The 20,430-nt window shown below is 56.4% G+C and carries 19 protein-coding genes; 12 read left to right on the top strand and 7 right to left on the bottom strand.

Features of this window, described 5'->3' with window-relative positions:
- Positions 1 to 58: 58 nt before the first annotated feature.
- Positions 59 to 1,063 carry a GlxA family transcriptional regulator gene (locus QEZ52_RS10875; RefSeq protein ID WP_406644367.1) on the top strand — a complete coding sequence of 335 codons (1,005 nt, stop codon included), beginning with the start codon at positions 59 to 61 and terminating at the stop codon, positions 1,061 to 1,063.
- Between the two features lie 21 nt (positions 1,064 to 1,084).
- Here QEZ52_RS10875 and QEZ52_RS10870 read toward each other — a convergent pair whose 3' ends face one another.
- Together QEZ52_RS10870 and QEZ52_RS10865 are read right to left on the bottom strand one after the other, a co-directional pair.
- Complete coding sequence (locus QEZ52_RS10870; protein WP_406644366.1) at positions 1,085 to 1,495, bottom strand: hypothetical protein; 411 nt, start codon at positions 1,493 to 1,495, stop codon at positions 1,085 to 1,087.
- 30 nt (positions 1,496 to 1,525) lie between these two features.
- Positions 1,526 to 2,593 (bottom strand): PQQ-dependent sugar dehydrogenase, encoded by a 1,068-nt coding sequence (locus QEZ52_RS10865; protein ID WP_406644365.1) that lies wholly within the window; start codon positions 2,591 to 2,593, stop codon positions 1,526 to 1,528.
- 224 nt (positions 2,594 to 2,817) lie between these two features.
- Between QEZ52_RS10865 and QEZ52_RS10860 the strand changes: the two genes are divergently transcribed.
- The 5 genes from QEZ52_RS10860 to QEZ52_RS10840 all read left to right on the top strand — a co-directional run bounded on the left by QEZ52_RS10860 (position 2,818) and on the right by QEZ52_RS10840 (position 7,925).
- Positions 2,818 to 4,014: an ABC transporter substrate-binding protein gene (locus QEZ52_RS10860; RefSeq protein ID WP_406644364.1), complete on the top strand. Its 1,197-nt coding sequence runs from the start codon at positions 2,818 to 2,820 to the stop codon at positions 4,012 to 4,014.
- Between the two features lie 97 nt (positions 4,015 to 4,111).
- Positions 4,112 to 4,897: an ABC transporter ATP-binding protein gene (locus QEZ52_RS10855; RefSeq protein WP_406644363.1), complete on the top strand. Its 786-nt coding sequence runs from the start codon at positions 4,112 to 4,114 to the stop codon at positions 4,895 to 4,897.
- Entirely contained in the window at positions 4,897 to 5,610 is a 714-nt protein-coding gene (locus QEZ52_RS10850) for an ABC transporter ATP-binding protein (protein WP_406650436.1), read from the top strand. Before QEZ52_RS10855 ends, QEZ52_RS10850 begins: the two co-directional genes overlap by 1 nt.
- Before the next feature lie 3 nt (positions 5,611 to 5,613).
- On the top strand, positions 5,614 to 6,624 hold the full coding sequence (locus QEZ52_RS10845; protein WP_406644362.1) for a branched-chain amino acid ABC transporter permease: 1,011 nt from the start codon (positions 5,614 to 5,616) through the stop codon (positions 6,622 to 6,624).
- Complete coding sequence (locus tag QEZ52_RS10840) at positions 6,621 to 7,925, top strand: branched-chain amino acid ABC transporter permease (protein ID WP_406644361.1); 1,305 nt, start codon at positions 6,621 to 6,623, stop codon at positions 7,923 to 7,925. Before QEZ52_RS10845 ends, QEZ52_RS10840 begins: the two co-directional genes overlap by 4 nt.
- 93 nt (positions 7,926 to 8,018) lie before the next feature.
- Here QEZ52_RS10840 and QEZ52_RS10835 read toward each other — a convergent pair whose 3' ends face one another.
- Positions 8,019 to 9,569, bottom strand: coding sequence for a helicase HerA-like domain-containing protein (locus tag QEZ52_RS10835; protein ID WP_406644360.1), 1,551 nt, complete (start codon positions 9,567 to 9,569; stop codon positions 8,019 to 8,021).
- Positions 9,570 to 10,082: 513 nt separating this feature from the next.
- On the opposite strand from QEZ52_RS10835, the gene QEZ52_RS10830 reads away from it, so the two are divergent.
- The gene (locus tag QEZ52_RS10830; protein ID WP_406644359.1) at positions 10,083 to 10,682 is read left to right on the top strand and encodes an invasion associated locus B family protein; all 600 of its coding nucleotides are present in this window, start codon (positions 10,083 to 10,085) and stop codon (positions 10,680 to 10,682) included.
- A 144-nt stretch (positions 10,683 to 10,826) separates the two neighbouring features.
- On the opposite strand, the gene QEZ52_RS10825 is transcribed toward QEZ52_RS10830, so the two are convergent.
- Both QEZ52_RS10825 and QEZ52_RS10820 read right to left on the bottom strand, forming a co-directional pair.
- On the bottom strand, positions 10,827 to 13,349 hold the full coding sequence (locus QEZ52_RS10825) for a response regulator (RefSeq protein ID WP_406644358.1): 2,523 nt from the start codon (positions 13,347 to 13,349) through the stop codon (positions 10,827 to 10,829).
- A gap of 20 nt (positions 13,350 to 13,369) precedes the next feature.
- Positions 13,370 to 13,882, bottom strand: coding sequence for a molybdopterin-dependent oxidoreductase (locus QEZ52_RS10820; protein ID WP_406644357.1), 513 nt, complete (start codon positions 13,880 to 13,882; stop codon positions 13,370 to 13,372).
- Between the two features lie 291 nt (positions 13,883 to 14,173).
- Here QEZ52_RS10820 and QEZ52_RS10815 point away from each other — a divergent pair, with 291 nt between their 5' ends.
- Positions 14,174 to 14,788, top strand: coding sequence for a response regulator transcription factor (locus QEZ52_RS10815; RefSeq protein WP_406644356.1), 615 nt, complete (start codon positions 14,174 to 14,176; stop codon positions 14,786 to 14,788).
- Between the two features lie 7 nt (positions 14,789 to 14,795).
- Here QEZ52_RS10815 and QEZ52_RS10810 read toward each other — a convergent pair whose 3' ends face one another.
- Entirely contained in the window at positions 14,796 to 16,019 is a 1,224-nt protein-coding gene (locus QEZ52_RS10810) for a cytochrome P450 (protein WP_406644355.1), read from the bottom strand.
- A 322-nt stretch (positions 16,020 to 16,341) separates the two neighbouring features.
- Between QEZ52_RS10810 and QEZ52_RS10805 the strand changes: the two genes are divergently transcribed.
- A complete protein-coding gene (locus QEZ52_RS10805; protein WP_406644354.1) occupies positions 16,342 to 16,683 on the top strand; it encodes a TfoX/Sxy family DNA transformation protein in 342 nt (113 codons plus the stop codon).
- A gap of 153 nt (positions 16,684 to 16,836) precedes the next feature.
- Here the strand turns inward: QEZ52_RS10805 and ndk are convergent, their stop codons facing one another.
- On the bottom strand, positions 16,837 to 17,259 hold the full coding sequence (gene ndk, locus QEZ52_RS10800; RefSeq protein ID WP_406644353.1) for a nucleoside-diphosphate kinase: 423 nt from the start codon (positions 17,257 to 17,259) through the stop codon (positions 16,837 to 16,839).
- 209 nt (positions 17,260 to 17,468) lie between these two features.
- Between ndk and QEZ52_RS10795 the strand changes: the two genes are divergently transcribed.
- From QEZ52_RS10795 to QEZ52_RS10785, 3 genes are all read left to right on the top strand, one after another.
- A complete protein-coding gene (locus QEZ52_RS10795; protein WP_406644352.1) occupies positions 17,469 to 17,741 on the top strand; it encodes a hypothetical protein in 273 nt (90 codons plus the stop codon).
- A 111-nt stretch (positions 17,742 to 17,852) separates the two neighbouring features.
- A complete protein-coding gene (locus tag QEZ52_RS10790; RefSeq protein ID WP_406644351.1) occupies positions 17,853 to 19,706 on the top strand; it encodes an ABC-F family ATP-binding cassette domain-containing protein in 1,854 nt (617 codons plus the stop codon).
- A 41-nt stretch (positions 19,707 to 19,747) separates the two neighbouring features.
- Complete coding sequence (locus QEZ52_RS10785) at positions 19,748 to 20,362, top strand: MarC family protein (RefSeq protein WP_406644349.1); 615 nt, start codon at positions 19,748 to 19,750, stop codon at positions 20,360 to 20,362.
- Positions 20,363 to 20,430: the final 68 nt, after the last annotated feature.

Genomic DNA, 20,430 nt, shown 5'->3' with positions numbered 1-20,430 from the left:
ATTCTGTCGCGCGTCCAATAGGCGACGGCACGTGTCGCAAATGAAGGATCCCTGCGTCATGAAAGAACAGTTTCTGCCAGTGGAAGTCAGCGGCGAAACAGATCGCGTCAAGCGGTTTGTTTTTGTGCTGATGGAGAATTTTACCATGCTGTCGTTCGCGTCGGCCGTGGAATGTTTGCGCATTGCCAATCGGATGTCTGGCAAAACCCTGTACAATTGGACCCTGATTGGCGAAGGCGGTGAATCGGTGACCTGTTCTGCCGGCGCATCGTTCAATCTGGATGGCGATCTGGGCGATCTGCAACGCGATGACACATTGATCATCTGTGGCGGCATTCAGGTCCAGAAGGCCACAACCAAGAAGATTTTGGGCTGGATCCGCCGCGAAGCCCGCAAAGGCGTGTTGATCGGGGGCCTGTGCACGGCCGCCTTTACCTTGGCCAAGGCCGGATTGCTGGACGGCAAACGCGCGACGATCCATTGGGAAAACGCAGACAGCTTTGCCGAGGAATTCGACGATGTCGAGTTGACCAAAGGGGTCTTTGTCATCGACGGCAACCGAATGACCACTGCCGGGGGAACATCATCAATCGACATGATGTTGAAACTGTTGGCCAATGATCATGGCGAAGATCTGGCCAATGCGGTTGCCGATCAGTTGATCTATTCTTCGATCCGGACGGATCAGGACACTCAGCGTCTGTCTGTCCCCACCCGTATCGGGGTGCGGCATCCAAAATTGTCTCTGGTCATCCAGATGATGGAAAACAATATCGAAGAACCGATCAGCCCTTCAATTCTGGCCAAGGACGTTGGCATGTCGACCCGGCAGCTGGAACGTCTGTTCCGCCGCTATCTGAACCGCAGCCCGAAACGGTACTATATGGAATTGCGTTTGCAAAAGGCGCGCAACCTGTTGATGCAAACCGACATGAGCGTGATCAATGTGGCGCTGGCCTGTGGGTTTGCGTCGCCATCGCATTTTTCCAAATGCTATCGTGCGCATTACGACACCACCCCCTATCGGGAACGTGGCTCACATGCGACGCGGCTCTCAATCTGAGAGAGCTGCGAACCGCAACCATCAGAAATTACTAAAAATTCTCTCGAAATCGCTGTTGAATTTGAACTGAACCGCGCGCAGTTCATCCGGCAATTGCTGCAACAGCATGTACACATAGATGTACTGGTACCCCACCCAATAGCCGAGCATTTCCTGCCGCCAGCCATTCGCCAGATCAACCCGATTGATCAGCTGAACCTGCGTAAAGTCCTGTTTGTAAAGCGAGAGAACCTGCTCATCCAGACGCTTCAACTCTTCGGGGGTCATCTCGTCCGACCCGCCAAACAACGTCAGAACCGCGGCCATCTGGCGGGATTTGACCAGCGGGTCCAGCTGATGGCGCAAGTCCTGATAACTGGCAAAAGACCCGTTTTCGGCCAGTGCCGGACCGGACAACACCATCACAACCAACGCGAAAACATAACGCATCATCGTGCCCCCCCTACCTAGAATACCTGTACACTAGGGGCCGGGAGCGATCCTGTAAATCGCGCCATTGCCAACAGAGATGAACCAGATCGACCCGTCCGGAGCTTCGCGGATGTCGCGCACCCGTTCGGTTTCGCGGGACACCAATTGTTCACGCTCACGCAACCGGCTCCCGGCCAATCGCGCGATATAGTCGAATTTCAGGCTGCCGACAAACATGTGACCACGCCACTGTGGCCACAACCTCCCCGAATAGATCATCATCCCGGATGGCGCGATCGAAGGATCCCAATAAAAATCAGGTTGTTGCATTCCCGTCTTATGCGTGCCTTCTCCGATTTTGCCGCCGGAATAATGGCGCCCATAGGCGATAACGGGCCAGCCGTAATTTGCGCCTTTGTGGATCCGGTTCACTTCATCCCCGCCCCGGGCACCATGTTCCACAGCCCAAAGGGACCCATCGCTGGACAAGGCCATCCCCTGCGGATTTCTGTGCCCATACGACCAGATTTCGGGCCGCGCAGCGGCGGTGTTCACAAAGGGGTTGCTGTCAGGAATCGAACCGTCACGGTTGATGCGGATGATGGACCCTTGCTGTCGCGACAGATCCTGAGCGCTGGGTGGCTGGCCCCGATCTCCGATCGTCACAAACAGGGTTCCGTCCGGGGCCTCGGCAATCCGGCTGCCAAAGTGTCGACCAGTGCCGGAACTGGGCGCGGCCTCGAATATGATACGGGTTTGGGTCAACCGTGCCCTGGCGGTATCCAGATGCCCCACGACAACTGCCGTCCCGGCACCGCCCTTTTGATGTTTTGAAAAGGTCAGGAATATCTGTCCGCTAGAGGCGAAATCGCGGGGCACCAGAACATCCAGAAGACCGCCCTGCCCTTGGGCTTTTACCCTTGGCACCCCTTTGAGTACATTTGATTTTCCCTCCCGAACCAACAGAAGATTTCCGTCCCGTTCGGTGACCAGGTATCCACCGGCAGGCAGGAACCCGATGGCCCAGGGAGTATCCAACCCGGTCAGCATGGCCTCAATTGCAAGCCCCCCTTGGCTGCTGGGCAGCACGCTGGTTTGGGCAACAGGTCGGGATGGCATCGCCCCCCCGGCAATCACCAAGCAAATCAAAAAACCCCTCAAGACGCGATACATTTCAACTTTTCCTTTTTTTCAAATCAGTGTAACAGCCCGCCGCGCCCTGGCAAAAGGGGGGGCATGTTAACCCCGCGAAACCGCGTTGCGGATAAGACTTTTCTTTTTGCAACAGCTTGCCTAGGGTCAAATATGAGCATTCAATGTTCCAACAAACTGGGAGTATTCTTATGAAAAAACTGCTGATGGCCACTGCGGCCGTTGCATTGACCGCGGGTACCGCATTTGCCGGTGGCCACGCCAAAGAAGTCAAACTGGGTATCATTTTTGGCTTTACCGGCCCCATTGAATCACTGACCCCGCCGATGGCTGCGGCCGCCGAACTGGCGATGAAGGAAGTGACCGACAGCGGCCTGTTGCTGGACGCCGCCACAGTCACCCCGATCCGGGCAGATTCGACCTGTGTTGATGCCGCCGCCGCAACCGCTGCTGCCGAGCGTCTGATCACGTCGGACAAGATCGACGGCATTGTCGGCGCGGATTGTTCCGGTGTGACCGGTGCCATTCTGGCAAATGTCGCCGTGCCCAACGGCATGGTCATGATCTCGCCGTCGGCCACATCCCCCGCACTGTCCACTGCCGAAGACAACGGACTTTTCTTCCGCACCGCTCCATCTGACGCGCGTCAGGGTGCCGTGATGACCGAAGTCCTGATGGAAATGGGCATCAAGGAAGTTGCGCTGACATTCACCAACAACGACTACGGAAAAGGCCTGGCCACCAGCTTCGAAGAAGCCTTCAAGGCCGCGGGTGGCACTGTCACGATTACCGCTGCACATGAAGACGGCAAGGCCGACTATTCGGCCGAAGTTGGCGCGCTGGCCGCTGCTGGTGGCGACCGCCTGGTTGTGGCCGGTTATCTGGATCAGGGTGGATCGGGCATCGTTCGTGCTTCGCTGGATTCGGGTGCCTTTGACACGTTCCACTTCCCTGACGGCATGTATGGCGCGCTGCTCGAAGAGAACTTTGGCGATGAAATCGACGGCTCTACCGGACAGGTTCCCGGTACTGACAGCCCCGGTGCCGGCACCATCCGCGAGATGGGCGACGCCAATGGCTTTGACGGCACATCGTCCTTTGTTGCGGAATCCTATGACGCCGCAGCGCTGGTGATGCTGGCCATGCAGGCCGCCAACTCCAAGGATCCAGCCGACTACAAAGGCAAGGTCATGGACGTCGCCAACGCGCCGGGCGAAAAAATCTATCCCGGTGAACTGGCCAAGGCCCTGCAGATCCTCAAGGATGGCGGCGACATCGACTATGTCGGCGGCACGGCTGTGGAACTGATCGGACCCGGCGAAAGCGCTGGCAACTATCGCCAGTACGAAATGAAGGGCGGCAAGATCACCACCGTCAAATACCGCTGATCCTGTCAGCAGGATCATGAACCAGACAGCCCGGACGCAAGTTCCGGGCTGTTTCAATAAATAAGACCGCAAAATAGCGGTTGGGGGATTGTACGAAATGATCGTCGTCGAAGACGTACACAAGCATTTCGGTGGATTTCACGCAGTCGATGGCGCATCGCTGGAAATCACCAAGGGCTCCATAACCGGGTTGATAGGCCCGAACGGTGCCGGAAAAACCACACTTTTCAACGTGATAGCAGGCGTTCTTCCGCCAACTTCGGGTCGCGTGACCATGGATGGCGAAGACATCACGGGCCTGCCGCCGCACGAACTGTTCCACAAAGGATTGCTGCGAACGTTCCAGATCGCGCATGAATTCGGCTCGATGAGCTGCCGCGAGAACCTGATGATGGTTCCCGGTGCCCAATCTGGTGAAACCCTGTGGAACACCTGGTTCGGGCGCAAGCGGATCGCGGACGAAGAACGCGCCCTGCGCGCCAAGGCTGACGAGGTTCTGGAGTTCCTGACCATTGAACACCTGTCGGACCACAAGGCCGGCCAGGTGTCCGGTGGTCAGAAGAAGCTGTTGGAACTGGGCCGCACCATGATGGTCGATGCCAAGATCGTGTTTCTGGACGAAGTGGGCGCCGGGGTGAACCGCACCCTGTTGAACACCATCGGTGACGCAATCATCCGGTTGAACCAGGAACGCGGGTACACCTTTGTTGTGATCGAACACGACATGGATTTCATTGGTCGCCTGTGCGACCCCGTCATCTGCATGGCCGAGGGCAAGGTGCTCGCCGAAGGCACATTGGAGGAGATCAAGGCCAACGAGCAGGTGATCGAGGCCTATTTGGGCACCGGATTGAAAAACAAAGATCAGTTGGAGGGCGCATGATGTCGGAACCTTTTCTGATCGGCGACACGATGACCGGCGGCTACGGCAAAGGGCCGGATATTTTGCATGACTGCACGATTGCAGTGAATCCCGGTGAAATCGCCGTGATTGTCGGGCCCAATGGTGCTGGCAAATCCACTGCGATGAAGGCCGTGTTCGGGATGCTGGAGGTGCGCTCGGGCTCGGTTCGGCTGGACGGCGAGGATATCACCAAACTGTCACCGCAGGACCGTGTGGTCAAAGGCATGGGGTTCGTGCCCCAGACCTCGAACATTTTCACCACGATGACTGTCGAAGAGAACCTGGAAATGGGTGCGTTCATCCGCACCGACGATTTTTCTCAGACGATGGAGCAGGTGTACCATCTGTTCCCGATCCTCAAGGAAAAGAGGTATCAGGCGGCGGGGGAGTTGTCCGGTGGGCAACGTCAACAGGTGGCCGTGGGTCGCGCATTGATGACCCAGCCCAAGGTCCTGATGCTGGACGAACCCACTGCGGGTGTGTCCCCTATCGTCATGGACGAATTGTTCGACCGTATTATCGAGGTCAGCCGCACCGGCATCCCGATCTTGATGGTGGAACAAAACGCCCGCCAGGCGCTTGAGATCGCGGACAAGGGATATGTTCTTGTTCAGGGGCGCAATGCCTATACCGGCACCGGGAAAGAGCTGTTGGCTGATCCCGAAGTGCGCAAATCATTCCTGGGGGGCTGAGGCATGGATTTTCTCAACGCCATTGTGGCGCTATCCAACTTTGTTCTGGTCCCCGCGATCGCCTATGGCAGCCAATTGGCTCTGGGCGCGCTGGGGGTCACTCTGATCTATGGCATCCTGAGGTTTTCGAACTTTGCCCATGGTGACACCATGGCATTCGGGTCGATGACGGCGGTGCTGGTCACCTGGTGGCTGCAATCTCTGGGTGTCAGCCTGGGGCCGTTGCCCACCGCATTGCTGGCGCTGCCGGCGGCCATATTGGGCTGTATGCTGCTGGTGTTGTTCACTGACCGTGTGGTGTACAAGTTCTATCGGGAACAAAAGGCAAAACCGGTGATCCTGGTGATTGTGTCGATGGGTGTCATGTTCATCATGAACGGTGTCGTGCGTTTCATTATCGGACCCAATGATCAAAAGTTTTCCGATGGCGAACGGTTCATCATTTCCGCCCGTGAATTCAAGCAACTGACTGGTCTGCGCGAAGGGCTGGCGATCAAGACCACCCAAGGCATCACTGTTGTTGTGGCGATCATTGCCGTAGCGTTGCTGTTCTGGTTCCTGAACCGCACCCGCACCGGAAAATCCATGCGCGCCTATTCGGACAATGAGGATCTGGCACTGCTGTCGGGGATCAACCCGGAGCGCGTGGTGATGTACACTTGGATGATCGTGGCCGCATTGGCGACGGTGGCAGGCGTGCTGTACGGGCTGGATAAATCCTTCAAACCGTTTGTCTATTTCCAACTGCTGCTGCCGATCTTTGCCTCGGCCATCGTTGGGGGGCTGGGCAACCCGCTGGGCGCGATTGCAGGTGGGTTTGTCATCGCCTTCTCCGAAGTGACGATCACCTATGCCTGGAAAAAGGTGTTGAAATACATGATGCCAGAGAGCCTGGAGCCAAATGGATTGGTCCAGTTGCTGAGCACCGATTATAAATTTGCAGTCAGCTTTGTGATCCTGTTGATCGTGCTGCTGTTCCGTCCCACCGGACTGTTCAAGGGGAAATCGGTATGAGCGAACCCATGAAAAATACGTTTCTTTTTGCCCTGGTGGGATGTCTGATCCTTTTGACAGGTTTCATGCAAAGCTGGAACACCGCGCTGCTCATCCTGAACATGGGGCTGATTTCGGCCATCATGGCGATTGGGGTGAACCTGCAATGGGGCTTTGCCGGATTGTTCAACGTCGGCATCATGGGCTTTGTTGCCTTGGGTGGGCTGGCGGCCGTTCTGGTGGCAACGCCACCAACCCCCGGAGCCTGGAGCGCAGGTGGCTATCGTGTGGTATTGGCATTGGTGTTGGGGGCTGCAACCGTCACCGCAGCTGTCCTGGTCAACGCGAGATTGCCCAAAGGACGCAACCGAAACATGATCACCTTGGCCATCTTGGTTGGTGGGTTTTTTCTGTATCGTGGCGTGTTCGATCCCGGTGTTGCCGCGATCGAGGCCATCAACCCCGCGGCCGCCGGCAATATCGGTGGCATCAACCTGCCGATCCTGCTGGCTTGGCCTGTGGGCGGTCTGCTGGCGGCGGGTGCCGCCTGGCTGATCGGTAAGACGGCATTGGGGCTGCGCTCGGATTATCTGGCGATCGCGACACTGGGCATTGCCGAGATCATCATTGCCGTGCTCAAGAACGAGGATTGGCTGGCGCGCGGTGTGAAAAACGTGATTGGCCTGCCCCGCCCCGTTCCCTATGAAATCGACCTGCAAAATGATCCCGGTTTTGTTGAAAACGCTGTCTCGCTGGGTCTGGATCCGGTGACGGCATCGACGCTTTATGTGAAACTGGGATATTCAGTGCTGTTTGCCGTGGTGTTGTTGGTGCTGTTGTGGATGGCACAGATGGCGCTGAAAAGCCCCTGGGGCCGGATGATGCGGGCAATCCGGGACAACGAAGTCGCAGCCGAAGCCATGGGCAAGGATGTGACGCGTCGCCATTTGCAGATCTTTGTTCTTGGGTCTGCGGTTTGTGGCCTGGCCGGTGCGATGATGACCACGTTGGATGGTCAGCTGACACCGGGTACCTATCAGCCGCTGCGCTATACCTTTCTGATCTGGGTGATGGTCATTGTCGGCGGATCTGGCAATAACATGGGCGCGGTTCTGGGCGGCATGCTGATCTGGTTCCTGTGGGTCCAGGTGGAACCCATCGGCCTGTTCCTGATGCAGGTGATCACCTCGGGCATGTCGGAAGGCAATGCGCTGAAGGAGCATCTGATCGACAGCGCAGCCCATATGCGTCTTTTCACCATGGGGATTGTGTTGCTGCTGGTTCTTCGGTTTGCACCGCGTGGATTGATTCCCGAGAAATAATCGCGCCAATGCCGCGATGCCTCCGGCGGAGGTATTGATCACCAGAAAGAAGCGCGGTCCCAGGTTCGGGGCCGCGCTTTTTTGTTCGCCGCGTCAGCGACCTTTGAACAGGGACCCCAGAATACCACGCACGAGGCGGCGACCTGTGGTGCCCTTGAGCTCCTTGATCACCGCATGTTTCATCGCGGACCCAAAGGTATCGCTGCTGCGCCGGGACGTTGCCACACGTGCAGACGACCGGCTGACTCTGGCACCCGTGTAGCGCCGCGCCGCGGTGTATTCGCGCTGCAAGGGCGGTTGCTCCTCTGCTGCCTCCTGGATCTGTTCGGCCTCGGTCGCGGCCTGTTGTGCCCGTTTGGCCAGGATTTCATAGGCCGAGGTGCGATCCCTGGGGGTGTCGTATTTGCCAGCCATGTCCGACACAGCCATCATCCGTTTGCGTTCCGCAATGGTGATCGGCCCCAGATGCGAGGATGGCGGACGGATCAGGGTTCGTTCGACAATTCCGGGTACGCCCTTCTTTTGCAGCATCGAGGTCACCGCCTCGCCGACACCCACCTCGCGGATGGCGTCCTCGGTTTCGAACCTCGGGTTCTCACGATAGGTCTCGGCCGCCAGCTTCAGGTTCTTGCGATCCTTGGCGGTAAACGCACGCAGCGCATGTTGGATCCGATTGCCGAGTTGCCCCAGAATGTCTTCGGGCACGTCCGCCGGGTTCTGGGTGATAAAATAGATCCCGACGCCCTTGGACCGGATCAGACGCGCCACCTGTTCAACCTTGTCAATCAACGCCTTGGGCGCATCGTCAAACAGCAGATGCGCCTCGTCAAAGAAAAACACCAGCTTGGGCTTGTCCGGATCGCCAACTTCGGGCAGCTCTTCGAACAATTCGCTGAGCAACCACAACAGGAAGGTCGCATACAGCCCCGGTGATGACATCAGTTTGTCAGCGGCCAGAATATTGACCATGCCTTTGCCGTGATCGTCGGTGCGCATCAGGTCCGCCAGTTCCAGAGCCGGTTCACCAAAGAACTGGGCACCGCCCTGGTTTTCCAGCACCAGCAACCGACGCTGGATCGCCCCGATCGACGCAATCGACACATTGCCATAGCGCAGGTTCAGCTCTGCGCGATTTTCACCGATCCAAACCAGCAGAGCCTGTAGATCCTTGAGATCCAAAAGCGCCAGTCCCTGTTCATCGGCAAGGCGAAAGGCGATATTCAGAATGCCTTCCTGCGCCTCTGTCAGCTCCAGGAGACGCGCCAGCAACAGCGGACCCATTTCGGCGACAGTGGTGCGCACCGGATGCCCCTGATCACCAAACAGATCCCAGAATGTCACAGGGCACGCATGATACCCGAAATCATCAAACCCGATCGTTGCAGCGCGGTCCATAAAGGGTTGATGCAACTTGTGATCGACCGAGCCCGCCAGCGCCAGTCCTGACAGATCGCCTTTGACGTCTGACAGGATCACCGGCACGCCCGCGTTGGAAAACCCTTCGGCCAGGATCTGCAAGGTTACGGTCTTGCCCGTGCCGGTGGCACCTGCAATCAACCCATGCCGATTCGCATATTTCAACGTCAAACCCTGTTTTTCACGGTATTCAACATCGCCGCCGCCGATAAAGATCTTGCCGTCCATTGCTACCGTTTTCCCTCTGAATTCAACGTCCCGCCCTGACCATACAAAGTTAACCTTTGCCTGCGATAGTCATTATTGTTCGCGGGGCAGATCTTCTGTTCCTTCGGACACTTCCTCCCTGTCAGACTGGGCCGTGCCTCTGGGCACGGTCATTTTTTGGGCAAAAAGCGGTGCGCTTTTTGCAGGTTGCCCAATTGTTGGCAGCGATCTTTGTTTATACGGTTGCGCACTAAGCAAAGCCTGACCGACAGGTTTTTTTTCATCAAACCTGTTGACCGTTAGCCTAGCCTTTCGTAACGTCCCCCCAATAACTAAGTCGGCCAGTCCGACGGGGAGAAAAAAATTCCAGAAAAGGGAACCAATCGGGTTCCCTTTTTTGTTGTTTATGGGCCATTTGACCCGCAAGTTTCATACGAGATTTCCCGCCGACACATTACTTAAGTCCCTGACTTCACCTGTGGACCATGGTAGAGCGTCACCAAAGACGGCCCTTTACAGAAAAATGAGGCATTCATGTTCAAATACCTGACTCCGATTTCAATGGCTGCGATGATCGCAATGACCGCCCCCCTGGCTGCACAGGAAACCGGGGATACGTCCGCTGACGGTGAAACCCCGTCGGTTCTCGACCTGGGCGAACCGGTCGCAGATGGTCCCCAGCTGGGTGAACGGTACTCCAAGGCGAAACACGGTGACTGGGATTTGGCCTGTATCAAGACAGAGGCCGAAACCGACCCTTGCTCGCTTTTGCAGGTTCTCGTGGACAACAATGGCAACCCGATCGCCGAAATGTCGCTGTTCCGGCTCGAGGACGGCGGTCAGGCCGTGGCCGGGGCAACGGTTGTGGTTCCGCTGGAAACCCTCCTGCCCGCCCAACTGACCATTTCGGTGGATGGTGGTGCCGGCAAGCGGTACAATTACTCGTTCTGCAATCCCATTGGGTGTGTGGCCCAGATCGGGCTGACTGGCGAAGACATTGAGGCCTTCAAGAAAGGCAATGCTGCCAAGATCTCGTTGCGCCCTGCGCCCGCACCGGACCAATTGGTGGAACTGGATCTGTCGCTGAAAGGGTTCACCGCCGGTTTTGACGTCGTCGATATCGTCAAACAGTAACATCAAACAGAAACAGGGTTCCCCTGATCGGATAAAACAAGGCCGCGCTCACGGGTGCGGCCTTTTTTTGAATGCAAAACCTACGGGGGCGTTGCCGCGTGTCGCATTTGCTGACACCGCGCGATTGACCCGCGGCCAGCAATGTCATGGTCTGGACGCGGTGTTCAGCACCAGATGGTGAACTTCCTTGCGCAACAAATCCAGTGCGCGCAGATCTTGTTCGCTCACTTCCGTGTCTCCCATTTCCAAGCGGACCAGAAACCCACTCCCCTGCAGCCCCAGAACTCCGATGGAACCAGCCAATTTGTGGATCTGCTTTTTTTGCTGACCAGACAGGATCATTCCCTGCTTTATCTCATCATAAAGATGGTCCACATCTGATTTGACGTCCTGCAACAGCCTGGCCACATGGTCATCTCCCACTGTCTGACACAGCAGTTCAACACTGTTTCGATTTGATCCCGTACCCTGCAAAAAGCTGCCCATCGAATACTCGGTCCATCGCGAAATAGCGTTCTCCAGATCTTCGCCGGTGAACGGTTTTGTGACGACCTGGACGAAACCAGAGGCCATGAACCGATCCTGATCTTCGATGCCGGCATGTGCCGTCAGCGCCACGATTGGTGTCGTCTGGTTTGGCCCGTCGCGCATAATCTGATGCGCGGCCTCAATCCCGTCCATCCCTGGCATGCTGATGTCCATAAAAATCAGGTCAAAGCCTTGCCGTTGGGCCGCCGATATGCCGGTTTGACCATCCTCTGCCTCGACCACAACATGTCCCTGGTTGCGCAGCATCGAAGCCAGAAGCATCCTGTTGATTTCATTGTCTTCTACAACCAAAATACGGGCGCAATCCATCTGCAGGGCCATTGGGCTGTCCACCCCACCCTGTGGGCTGGTTTCCGGAGACCGAACCACGGGCAGCGGCAGGCGCATCCAAAACAGGCTACCTTCGCCTTCGACACTCTCGACACCGATCCGCCCTTCCATCGCTTCCACCATCCGTTTGACAATCGCGAGCCCCAGCCCTGTGCCTTCGGACATTCGGGAAAAACTGGGGTCAATGGTGACGAAATCGTCAAAGATCCGGTCCAGATCCCCGTCCGCAATCCCCGGGCCTGTGTCGATGATCTGGATCTCGACTTCGGCGGTTCCTGCCAGTCGATCCAGTTCAATACAGACTTCGCCGTTCCGGGTGAACTTCAATGCGTTTCCGATCAGATTGAGCATTGCTTTCTGCACCAACCTGACGTCTCCGAACACGATCTGACGACCGTTTAAATTGGACCGCAATTCAAGCGTATTGTTGCCTTTGCGCGCAACAGCCTGTTGGCTGTCCACCAACGCCTGGGCCAGACGTTCCAGATCGAACCGCGCCCGGTTGAGCGCCGTCTCCTCGGCTTCCAATCTGGACAGTTCCAACACATCATTGACATGATGCAGCAAAAGATCCCCAGACACCCGTATCGCGTCAACCAGGCGGATCTGGTCGGGTTTGAGGTCTTGATGCTCCAACAGGTCCAATGCGCCCAGCACACCGTTCAACGGTGTTCTCATCTCATGGCTCATCACGGTCAACAGGTGGCTTTTTGCCTGTTCTCCTGCCAGCGCCTCGTCCCGGGCGCGGCGCAGGGCGTTTTCGTATCGCACCCGATCCGAGATATCACGCAGAAAAATCACCAGGATTTCCTGGCTCTCGGAATAGGTTTCGCTGAGCGACAATTCCGCTGAAAACGGCTCTCCGGACTTGCGCCTGCCAGTCAAGGCCAGACGTTTTTGGGCAATATCGCTTTGGTGGGCCGCTTGTAACAGGACATCGACCAAATCCCGGGGGTGGTCCGATCCGTCGGCTGGTGTCTGAACCAACTGTGTCACTGGCGTCCCGAGCATTTCCGCCTGCGAATAGCCAAACAATTCCTGGGCCGCGGCGTTGAAATCCCGTATCTCGCCACTGCGATTGATGGTCAGGATCGCATCCAAAGACGACGATACCATGCCCTCCAAACGGGCACGAACGCCCTCTCGCTCCTTGGAAATGCGCCCCAATCTCTGGTACATCTGAATCAACAACAAAACCCCGGCCACCAGAATTGCAGCCAACCCCAAAGCCGCCTTGACCATGGCGGCCAATGTTTGCCCAATCGCATCTCGACGGGCGTCGGATTGGCTGGCATGCACCCGGACAGCCACCAGGGAAGATGATCTAACTTTTGGCTGTAAGGCTTTGATCTCGGAAACAAAGTCTTCAAGAGACGCCATCAGATTTGCGTCTGATCCGTCAATCACTCCGACCCAGCGATCCAAAAAATCAACCATTTCGGCAATATGGTCCGGGGACCCTGCGTCCTGAAACAATTGCGCATAAGACGAGCTTTCCCGAAACGTATGAACCCGGCTATAGAACACATCAAACCGACGCCGCAGGCTGGTCAGGCTGCCCCTGCTTTCCTGTGCTGACACAACCGCAATCTGCAATTGCATCAACTCCACCTCGCTCTGCACCAGGTTCCACTGCACATTGTCCGTGCTCGTGACTGACAGTTGATCCAACTGCCACAGAACATCCCTGCCCAGCCGAATGGTCTGCGACCCGACAATCACCAGACCGACAACCAGAAACAGACCAATGACCAGCAGGCGGCGGATGTGCGGGGATCTTGTTGGCATATAAGTCCCGCGTCACTCGCTCAGGGATTCAGGATAAGGCGATTTAACTGCCAAACGCTGCGCACGTAAATCTCTTCGCGTTGATACGCTGGGTCACTGTCATAGGGGTACACCACCCACAACGGCCCTTTTTCCCGAACCGACATCTCGTCCCCATTGCGCAGGTACGCAATGATCGGCCCCTCGGGGCGTGCGTCCGTCATGGGAATTTCGGCCAGATAGTCATTAATTGCCCAGGCTTCCACAGTGCCGGCGGTAATCTCCAGCTGTTTCATCAAATCGGACAAAGCAACACCAGTAAATTCCTGTGTGCCCTCGGTCCAGACGGTTTTGGTCTGAAACCTTGTGATCGGCATCGACTTCAGGTCTTTCAAGGTGAATTCTGCCAGCGTCTTTTCCTGACCACCCTCGGCCAAACGTACCGTCAACAAGACTGCCCTGTCTGGTTCGGCTTGCTGTTCCTGCCCCCAGGCCGGGCCACCCAGCATCAGGCCTGCAACACTTCCAGCCTGTATAAAAGTTCGCCGCAGCATCAATTCCCCCACACTTCAGGACATTGGTTTTTCAAACGACGCGAGAGTGCCATACATCGTCACCCCGAGCACAGGAGCATTCGATCACATACTACTACTTTAGTATAGTAACCTGTGTTATAAATGCGCATTAACACCAAGTTTTCTAACATTGGATAGTCATTGGTCAACTATATGCCTTTTCGGTAAAAGGATCTAAGAATCAGACACTTTTGTTCGATTCTCCGGTTTGAATGCCACGTGATTACCCATAGCTTGATTCCAAGCTGGAATTGTCAGGACGACGCACAATTGCAAATCCTCATTGCTGACGACCATGACATGGTCCTGGAAACCATCGCCGCCTATGTGCGCAATGAAATCGTCTCGGAAATTTCAACGGTTTCTTCTCTACCGGCTGCATTGTCGGCGATCAAACGTTCCGGGCCCTTTGACCTGGTGTTGCTGGACTATGATATGCCAGGAATGAACGGGTTGGACGGGCTGACGCAGGCCTTGCAGCACAATGGCGGCAAGGCCGTGGCGATCCTGTCCGGCAATGCAACGAACAAAATTGCCCAGGCGGCGTTGGAACACGGTGCAATCGGGTTCCTCCCCAAGACCCTGACCGCAAATTCGATGATCAACGCCATCCGCTTCATGTTGAGCGGCGAAAAATTCGTTCCGGTTTCACTGTTGCAGGACGAACAGGCGGGTCAGGACCATCCTTTGACACGCCAGCTCACCCGGCGCGAATTCCAGGTGCTCGAACAATTGTGCAGAGGGCGATCCAACAAGGAAATCGCCCTGACATTGGGATTGCAGGAAGTTACGATCAAACTGCATGTGCGTACCTTGTGCCGCAAGCTGAACGTCAAGAACCGGACTCAGGCGGCCCTGACCGCAAAAGAATCCGGTTTGTTCTGACCCTGGCTCACATCATCCGCGCGGGCAAACTGGCGTAGCCATGGAACCGTATGCGCCCACCGGATTCGCGCCCCGCAAGACAGGTGTAATTTGGGAACCGCGACAAAAGCCGCGAAAGGGCGATCCGACCTTCGAGCCGCGCCAAAGTCAACCCCACGCACACATGCGGCCCGCCGGCAAAAGCAAGATGCCGATTGGGTTTACGGGTGATATCGAACCGGGTTGGGTCAACGAACTCTGACGGATCCCGGTTCGCGGCCCCCATACACAGATGCAGATTGGTCCCCGCCGGGATCGTCAGACCATCCATCTGGATTTCGGCCGTGGTTTCTCTGTTGCCAAACTGATTGGGCGACCGAAACCGCAGGATCTCTTCGACCGCAGGATTGATCAGGGCCGGATCCTGCAACAACAATGCGCGCGAGTCGGGGAAATCATTCAAAAGCGCCAGACCATTGCCAATCAGGTTGGTCGTGGTTTCGTGACCTGCGTTCAGAATAAAGATACAATTCTGCATCAACTCTATTTCGCTCAGCTGTGCATCCACGCCTTCGCCCCGGATCAACCGCGTCAGAACATCGGTTTCCGGATCACCCGGATGTGCCCGACGCCGTGCGATCAGATCCTGTAGATACACCTTGAACTCCCGCACGGCGGTGTGACCGCGTTCCAATTGCGCTTCGCTCAGCGAAGGTTCCAGTGCGCCCAGGATCGCCAATGACCAATCCCGCAACGGACCTCGTTCTTCGATCGGGATATCCAGCAAGTTCCCGATGATCTGGATCGGGATGGAGGAGGCAAAATCCGTAATCAGGTCGACCTGATCACGCCCTGCCAGTGCGTCCAGCAAATGATCAATCGTGTCGATCAGCCCAGGCTCCATCCGCGCAATGGCGCGCGGCGTCAACGCCGAGGTCATGATCTTGCGAACACGGGTATGCAAGGGAGGGTCGTTAAAGACCAAGGATGTGGTGTGATGTTCAAACAAGGGGGATCCGACGCCGAACTTGGGACCAAAGGCCGCCTTTTTGTCAGACGAATACAACGTTGTATCACGATAAATTCGGTCCAGATCCACGTGACGACACAGCAGGACCGAACCGTCCGGCTGTTGCAATACCGGCGCATGCGCCAGCAATGCATCATAAAAGGGAAACGGGTTTTCTATGAACCCATCTGGTGGATTGGCCAGGTCAAACCCCTGCCATCTGACATCCAGTTCAGTTTTCACAACACTTCCTTCCCAACGACGATGTGACCACCCGGCTGGGGATCCTAACCGGGGAGAGAGGACAAATCTCGACGCGGCTTGTCAATTCCCCAACTGCATTATGCATTACAATTTCCGAAATTTCTTTCCCGCTTTGTAACATCAAAATTGCGACATTGTCATGATCTGGCAGATTGGGCCCCCCGATCCTTCTCGTTCAGCACAAACGCCGACAATGGCCGCCCATATTCGGGCCGATACCCTTCTGGTGACACGCCGAATGGGATGAAATTCATCACATTCCGCTACTGACCTTTGCCAGCAACTTGGCTAAACTTTCCCGATGATGACACCTGTTTCTTCGATCAGAAATCTGGGCCCTGCCTTTGAACAAAGCTGTGCTCGCGCTGGTATTTCCAGTGCCGAACAATTGCGGGATCTGGGAGCGGACCGGGCCTATGGCATGCTATTGGACAGCGGCACGCGACCGCACTTTATCGGGTATTATGTGCTGGTCATGGGCCTGCAGGGACGCCCTTGGAATGATTGCAAAGGACAAGAGAAGGCGGATCTCAGACAGCGCTTTGATGCGCTCAAGGAACACGCCAAAGGCAAAGGCTTGGGCGCGTTCGAGCAGGTGCTGGACGAAATCGGTGTCATCGACCGACGGCGTCAAAATTCTTAGACAAGAATTTTCCCGGCATCATCTCTGCCCGTCTGTACGCGGCCCTACTCTTCCACATACCCAAATAGAAAAGCCGCCAGCACAGGCTGACGGCTTTGGATCGGTGCAAATTTCTTACAAAGAAATTTGCCAAAACTTTTAAAAAAGTTTTGATTACCCAACCAGTTCAATACCGGAGAAGAAATACGCGATTTCGATTGCGGCGGTTTCCGGCGCGTCGGAGCCATGAACAGAGTTTTCGCCAACCGATTCCGCAAATTCCGCACGGATGGTGCCTGCAGCGGCGTCGGCTGGGTTGGTTGCGCCCATGACTTCACGGTTCTTGGCGATCGCATTTTCGCCTTCCAGAACCTGAACGATAACCGGTTCGGACGACATGAATTCGCACAGTTCGTCATAGAACGGACGCTCGGCGTGCACGTCATAAAACTTGCCAGCCTGGGCTTTGGTCATATGGATGCGCTTTTGTGCGACGATGCGCAGACCAGCATCTTCGAATTTGGCATTGATCTTGCCGGTCAGATTGCGGCGGGTTGCATCGGGTTTGATGATCGAAAAAGTACGTTCCAGCGCCATGAGAGAGCTCCTGCTTGAGTGTAACACCGGGCAAACGCCCGGCCGATGTTGAATTGAGGCCCCGATAACATGGCTCCTGTTCGGGATAAAGAGGGTTTGCGCAGCTTTGGCATAGTCCGGTCATTTGGGGCTTTTCAAACCCGACTGTTTCCGTCAGATTTGACGCGCGCGAACGGGACCTTAGAAATTGGAACAAGAAGGAACTTACCATGTTCGTCAAACCCGTAGTGCTATTGGCCCTGCTTGCCTCCCCTGCCCTGGCCCAGGGTCCGCTGCCATTGACCTATGACGTTTTTGAAACGGCTGTGCCACATGTCGATCTGGACCAGTGCCCCAAGGAATTGCCACAGGGGCAGTCCTTTTGCCGTGCAACGCTCAATCACGATGAGATCCACGTCTTTGCCTTTGACCAAGAAGGCGAGAACCCGATGATCGGATTTGCAACCTATCCCTTTGGCCCCCTGGCCACGCAGTTAAGGTAAAGTCAGCAGGGTCCGCCAGCCACGAACCAGCCAGCAAGACCCGTTGCAATCATACTTTTGTCTTCTGCTTGCCCATTGACAACCGCCATCCTCTGGCTCAGTGCAAGACCTATGTTACGGATCCAAAATATCACCTACGCCGTCGAGGGCCGCCCGCTGTTCGAGGAAGCCTCGGCTACCATCCCTACCGGTCACAAAGTTGGCCTGGTCGGACGCAATGGCACCGGCAAAACCACGCTGTTCCGCATTATCCGAAACGAACTGTCATTGGAATCCGGCACGATCAGCATGCCAACCAAGGCCCGCATCGGTGGCGTGTCGCAGGAAGTGCCTTCGAGCGATGTTTCCCTGATCGACACGGTTCTGGCCGCCGACACCGAACGCAGCGCCTTGTTGACCGAATCCGATACAGCGACCGATCCGGGGCGGATTGCCGAAATTCAAACCCGGTTGATCGACATCGACGCCTGGTCGGCCCCGGCCCGCGCATCTTCGATCCTCAAGGGGCTCGGGTTCGATGATCCTGACCAAAGCCGCCCCTGTTCCGATTTTTCGGGCGGCTGGCGAATGCGGGTCGCGCTGGCGGCGGTTCTGTTTGCCCAGCCTGATCTGTTGCTGCTGGACGAACCGACCAACTATCTCGACCTCGAAGGGGCGCTGTGGCTAGAAAGTTATCTGGCGAAATACCCGCATACCGTTCTGATCGTGTCGCACGACCGCGGATTGCTGAACCGGGCTGTGGGATCCATCCTGCATCTCGAAGACCGCAAGCTGACCTATTATGCGGTCCCTTACGACAAATTTGCCGAACGCCGGGCTGAACGGCTTGCTCAGGCCGAATCCGAGAACACCAGATCCAAGGCGCGCATTGCACATTTGCAGAGCTTTGTAGATCGGTTCCGCTACAAGGCCTCCAAAGCCGTACAGGCGCAATCCCGGCTCAAGATGATCGAGCGGATCCAACTGGTGTCGACCCCGCAAGAGGCCGCCCTGCGCGCTTTCACCTTTCCCGAACCCGAAGAGCTGTCGCCCCCGATCATCAATATCGAAGGCGGGCGCACCGGGTATGGTGAAGTCGAAGTCCTGAAACATCTGAACCTGCGCATTGATCAGGACGACCGGATCGCCTTGTTGGGCAAGAATGGTCAGGGCAAATCCACCCTGTCCAAATTGTTGGCCGAACGTTTGCCGTTGATGGCGGGCAAGATGGTGCGTTCGAACAAGTTGCGCATAGGATATTTTGCCCAACATCAGGTCGATGAATTGTACGTGGACGAAACCCCATTGGATCACCTGCGCGGCTTGCGCCCACGCGAGACACCTGCCCGTTGGCGGTCTCGTTTGGCGGGCTTTGGCCTGGGACCGGATCAGGCCGAAATCAAGGTTGGGCGTCTGTCGGGCGGGCAAAAGGCGCGTCTGTCGTTGTTGATTGCCACAATTGATGCGCCGCATATGCTGATCCTTGATGAACCGACCAACCACCTGGACATCGAAAGCCGCGAAGCATTGGTCGAAGCGCTGACCACCTATTCCGGTGCCGTAATCCTGGTCAGCCACGATATGCACTTGCTCAGCCTGGTGGCCGACCGGCTGTGGCTGGTTTCAGGCGGCACGGTGGAACCCTTTGACCAGGATCTCGAGGCTTACCGGTCCCTGTTGTTGAAAAAGGACAAACCCGCATCCAAGCAGCAGTCCCAGAAAGCCGCAAAACCCAAACGCGCCCCGCGTGATACGATCCTGACGCTGCGCGCGGATGTTCGCACAGCCGAAGCGCGATTGGAAAAGCTGACCGGCATGCGTAAAAAGCTGGACGAAAAGCTGGCCGATCCGTCGCTTTATGAGGCACACAAACAATCAGACCTTGCCGTTTGGCAGGGCAAACATACCGAAGTGCTGGCGGCACTGGATCGGGCCGAATCCATTTGGATGGACGCCCTGGAAAAACTGGAAAAAGCCGAGGCCTGACATCAAACAGGCACGCGCAAAACCGACAGAGAGACGCAGGCATGGATACATCTTTCTTTGTGACCTCCTTTGTCACCTTGTTCGTTATCGTGGATCCCATCGGGTTGATGCCTGTCTTTGCCGCGCTGACCCAGGGCATGTCTCCGGCCCGGCGTCGGTCTGTTGCCCTGCGATCCTGTCTGACGGCGGCGGTGCTGTTGACCCTGTTCGCGGCATTGGGCGAAGCGGTCTTGAACTTTATCGGAATTTCCATGCCTGCCTTTCGCGTTGCCGGTGGGGCCCTGTTGTTTCTGACCGCATTGGACATGCTGTTTGAACGGCGCAGCAAACGGCGCGAAGATCAGGGCGAAGATACAGTCGATGATCCTTCGGTGTTCCCCATGGCCATTCCGTTGATTGCCGGTCCCGGATCGATCGCCACGGTCATCCTGTTGTCCGGGCAGACCCCGGGATACGAAGGCTTTGCGCTGGTGCTGGCTGTGATGGCGTCGGTTCTGGGCATCGTGCTGGCCATGTTCATGGCTGCGGGTCTGTTCGAACGTGCCCTGGGTAAAACCGGGATCAATGTGGTCACCCGCCTGTTGGGAATGCTGCTGGCGGCCCTGTCGGTTCAGTTTATTCTGGATGGGCTGCGGGACTTTGGCTTTGCCGGGTAAACGTAATTATTATTGCGCTCGGGAATTGGCATTCCGGCTAACAGCCCCAATATGTTTCTAATGACACA

Origin of the sequence: Aliisedimentitalea scapharcae (assembly GCF_045277565.1) — a bacterium.
Lineage (GTDB): Bacteria > Pseudomonadota > Alphaproteobacteria > Rhodobacterales > Rhodobacteraceae > Aliisedimentitalea > Aliisedimentitalea scapharcae.
Note: the sequence above shows the minus strand (reverse complement) of the source record. Positions and strands in the feature narration are given on the sequence as shown.

Bases quoted from the DNA above. Each gene is read 5' to 3' on its own strand.
- QEZ52_RS10875 (WP_406644367.1), top strand. From the start codon at position 59: ATGAAAGAACAGTTTCTGCCAGTGGAAGTCAGCGGCGAAACAGATCGC.
- QEZ52_RS10870 (WP_406644366.1), bottom strand. From the start codon at position 1,495: ATGATGCGTTATGTTTTCGCGTTGGTTGTGATGGTGTTGTCCGGTCCG.
- QEZ52_RS10865 (WP_406644365.1), bottom strand. From the start codon at position 2,593: ATGCCATCCCGACCTGTTGCCCAAACCAGCGTGCTGCCCAGCAGCCAA.
- QEZ52_RS10860 (WP_406644364.1), top strand. From the start codon at position 2,818: ATGAAAAAACTGCTGATGGCCACTGCGGCCGTTGCATTGACCGCGGGT.
- QEZ52_RS10855 (WP_406644363.1), top strand. From the start codon at position 4,112: ATGATCGTCGTCGAAGACGTACACAAGCATTTCGGTGGATTTCACGCA.
- QEZ52_RS10850 (WP_406650436.1), top strand. From the start codon at position 4,897: ATGTCGGAACCTTTTCTGATCGGCGACACGATGACCGGCGGCTACGGC.
- QEZ52_RS10845 (WP_406644362.1), top strand. From the start codon at position 5,614: ATGGATTTTCTCAACGCCATTGTGGCGCTATCCAACTTTGTTCTGGTC.
- QEZ52_RS10840 (WP_406644361.1), top strand. From the start codon at position 6,621: ATGAGCGAACCCATGAAAAATACGTTTCTTTTTGCCCTGGTGGGATGT.
- QEZ52_RS10835 (WP_406644360.1), bottom strand. From the start codon at position 9,569: ATGGACGGCAAGATCTTTATCGGCGGCGGCGATGTTGAATACCGTGAA.
- QEZ52_RS10830 (WP_406644359.1), top strand. From the start codon at position 10,083: ATGTTCAAATACCTGACTCCGATTTCAATGGCTGCGATGATCGCAATG.
- QEZ52_RS10825 (WP_406644358.1), bottom strand. From the start codon at position 13,349: ATGCCAACAAGATCCCCGCACATCCGCCGCCTGCTGGTCATTGGTCTG.
- QEZ52_RS10820 (WP_406644357.1), bottom strand. From the start codon at position 13,882: ATGCTGCGGCGAACTTTTATACAGGCTGGAAGTGTTGCAGGCCTGATG.
- QEZ52_RS10805 (WP_406644354.1), top strand. From the start codon at position 16,342: ATGATGACACCTGTTTCTTCGATCAGAAATCTGGGCCCTGCCTTTGAA.
- ndk (WP_406644353.1), bottom strand. From the start codon at position 17,259: ATGGCGCTGGAACGTACTTTTTCGATCATCAAACCCGATGCAACCCGC.
- QEZ52_RS10795 (WP_406644352.1), top strand. From the start codon at position 17,469: ATGTTCGTCAAACCCGTAGTGCTATTGGCCCTGCTTGCCTCCCCTGCC.
- QEZ52_RS10790 (WP_406644351.1), top strand. From the start codon at position 17,853: ATGTTACGGATCCAAAATATCACCTACGCCGTCGAGGGCCGCCCGCTG.
- QEZ52_RS10785 (WP_406644349.1), top strand. From the start codon at position 19,748: ATGGATACATCTTTCTTTGTGACCTCCTTTGTCACCTTGTTCGTTATC.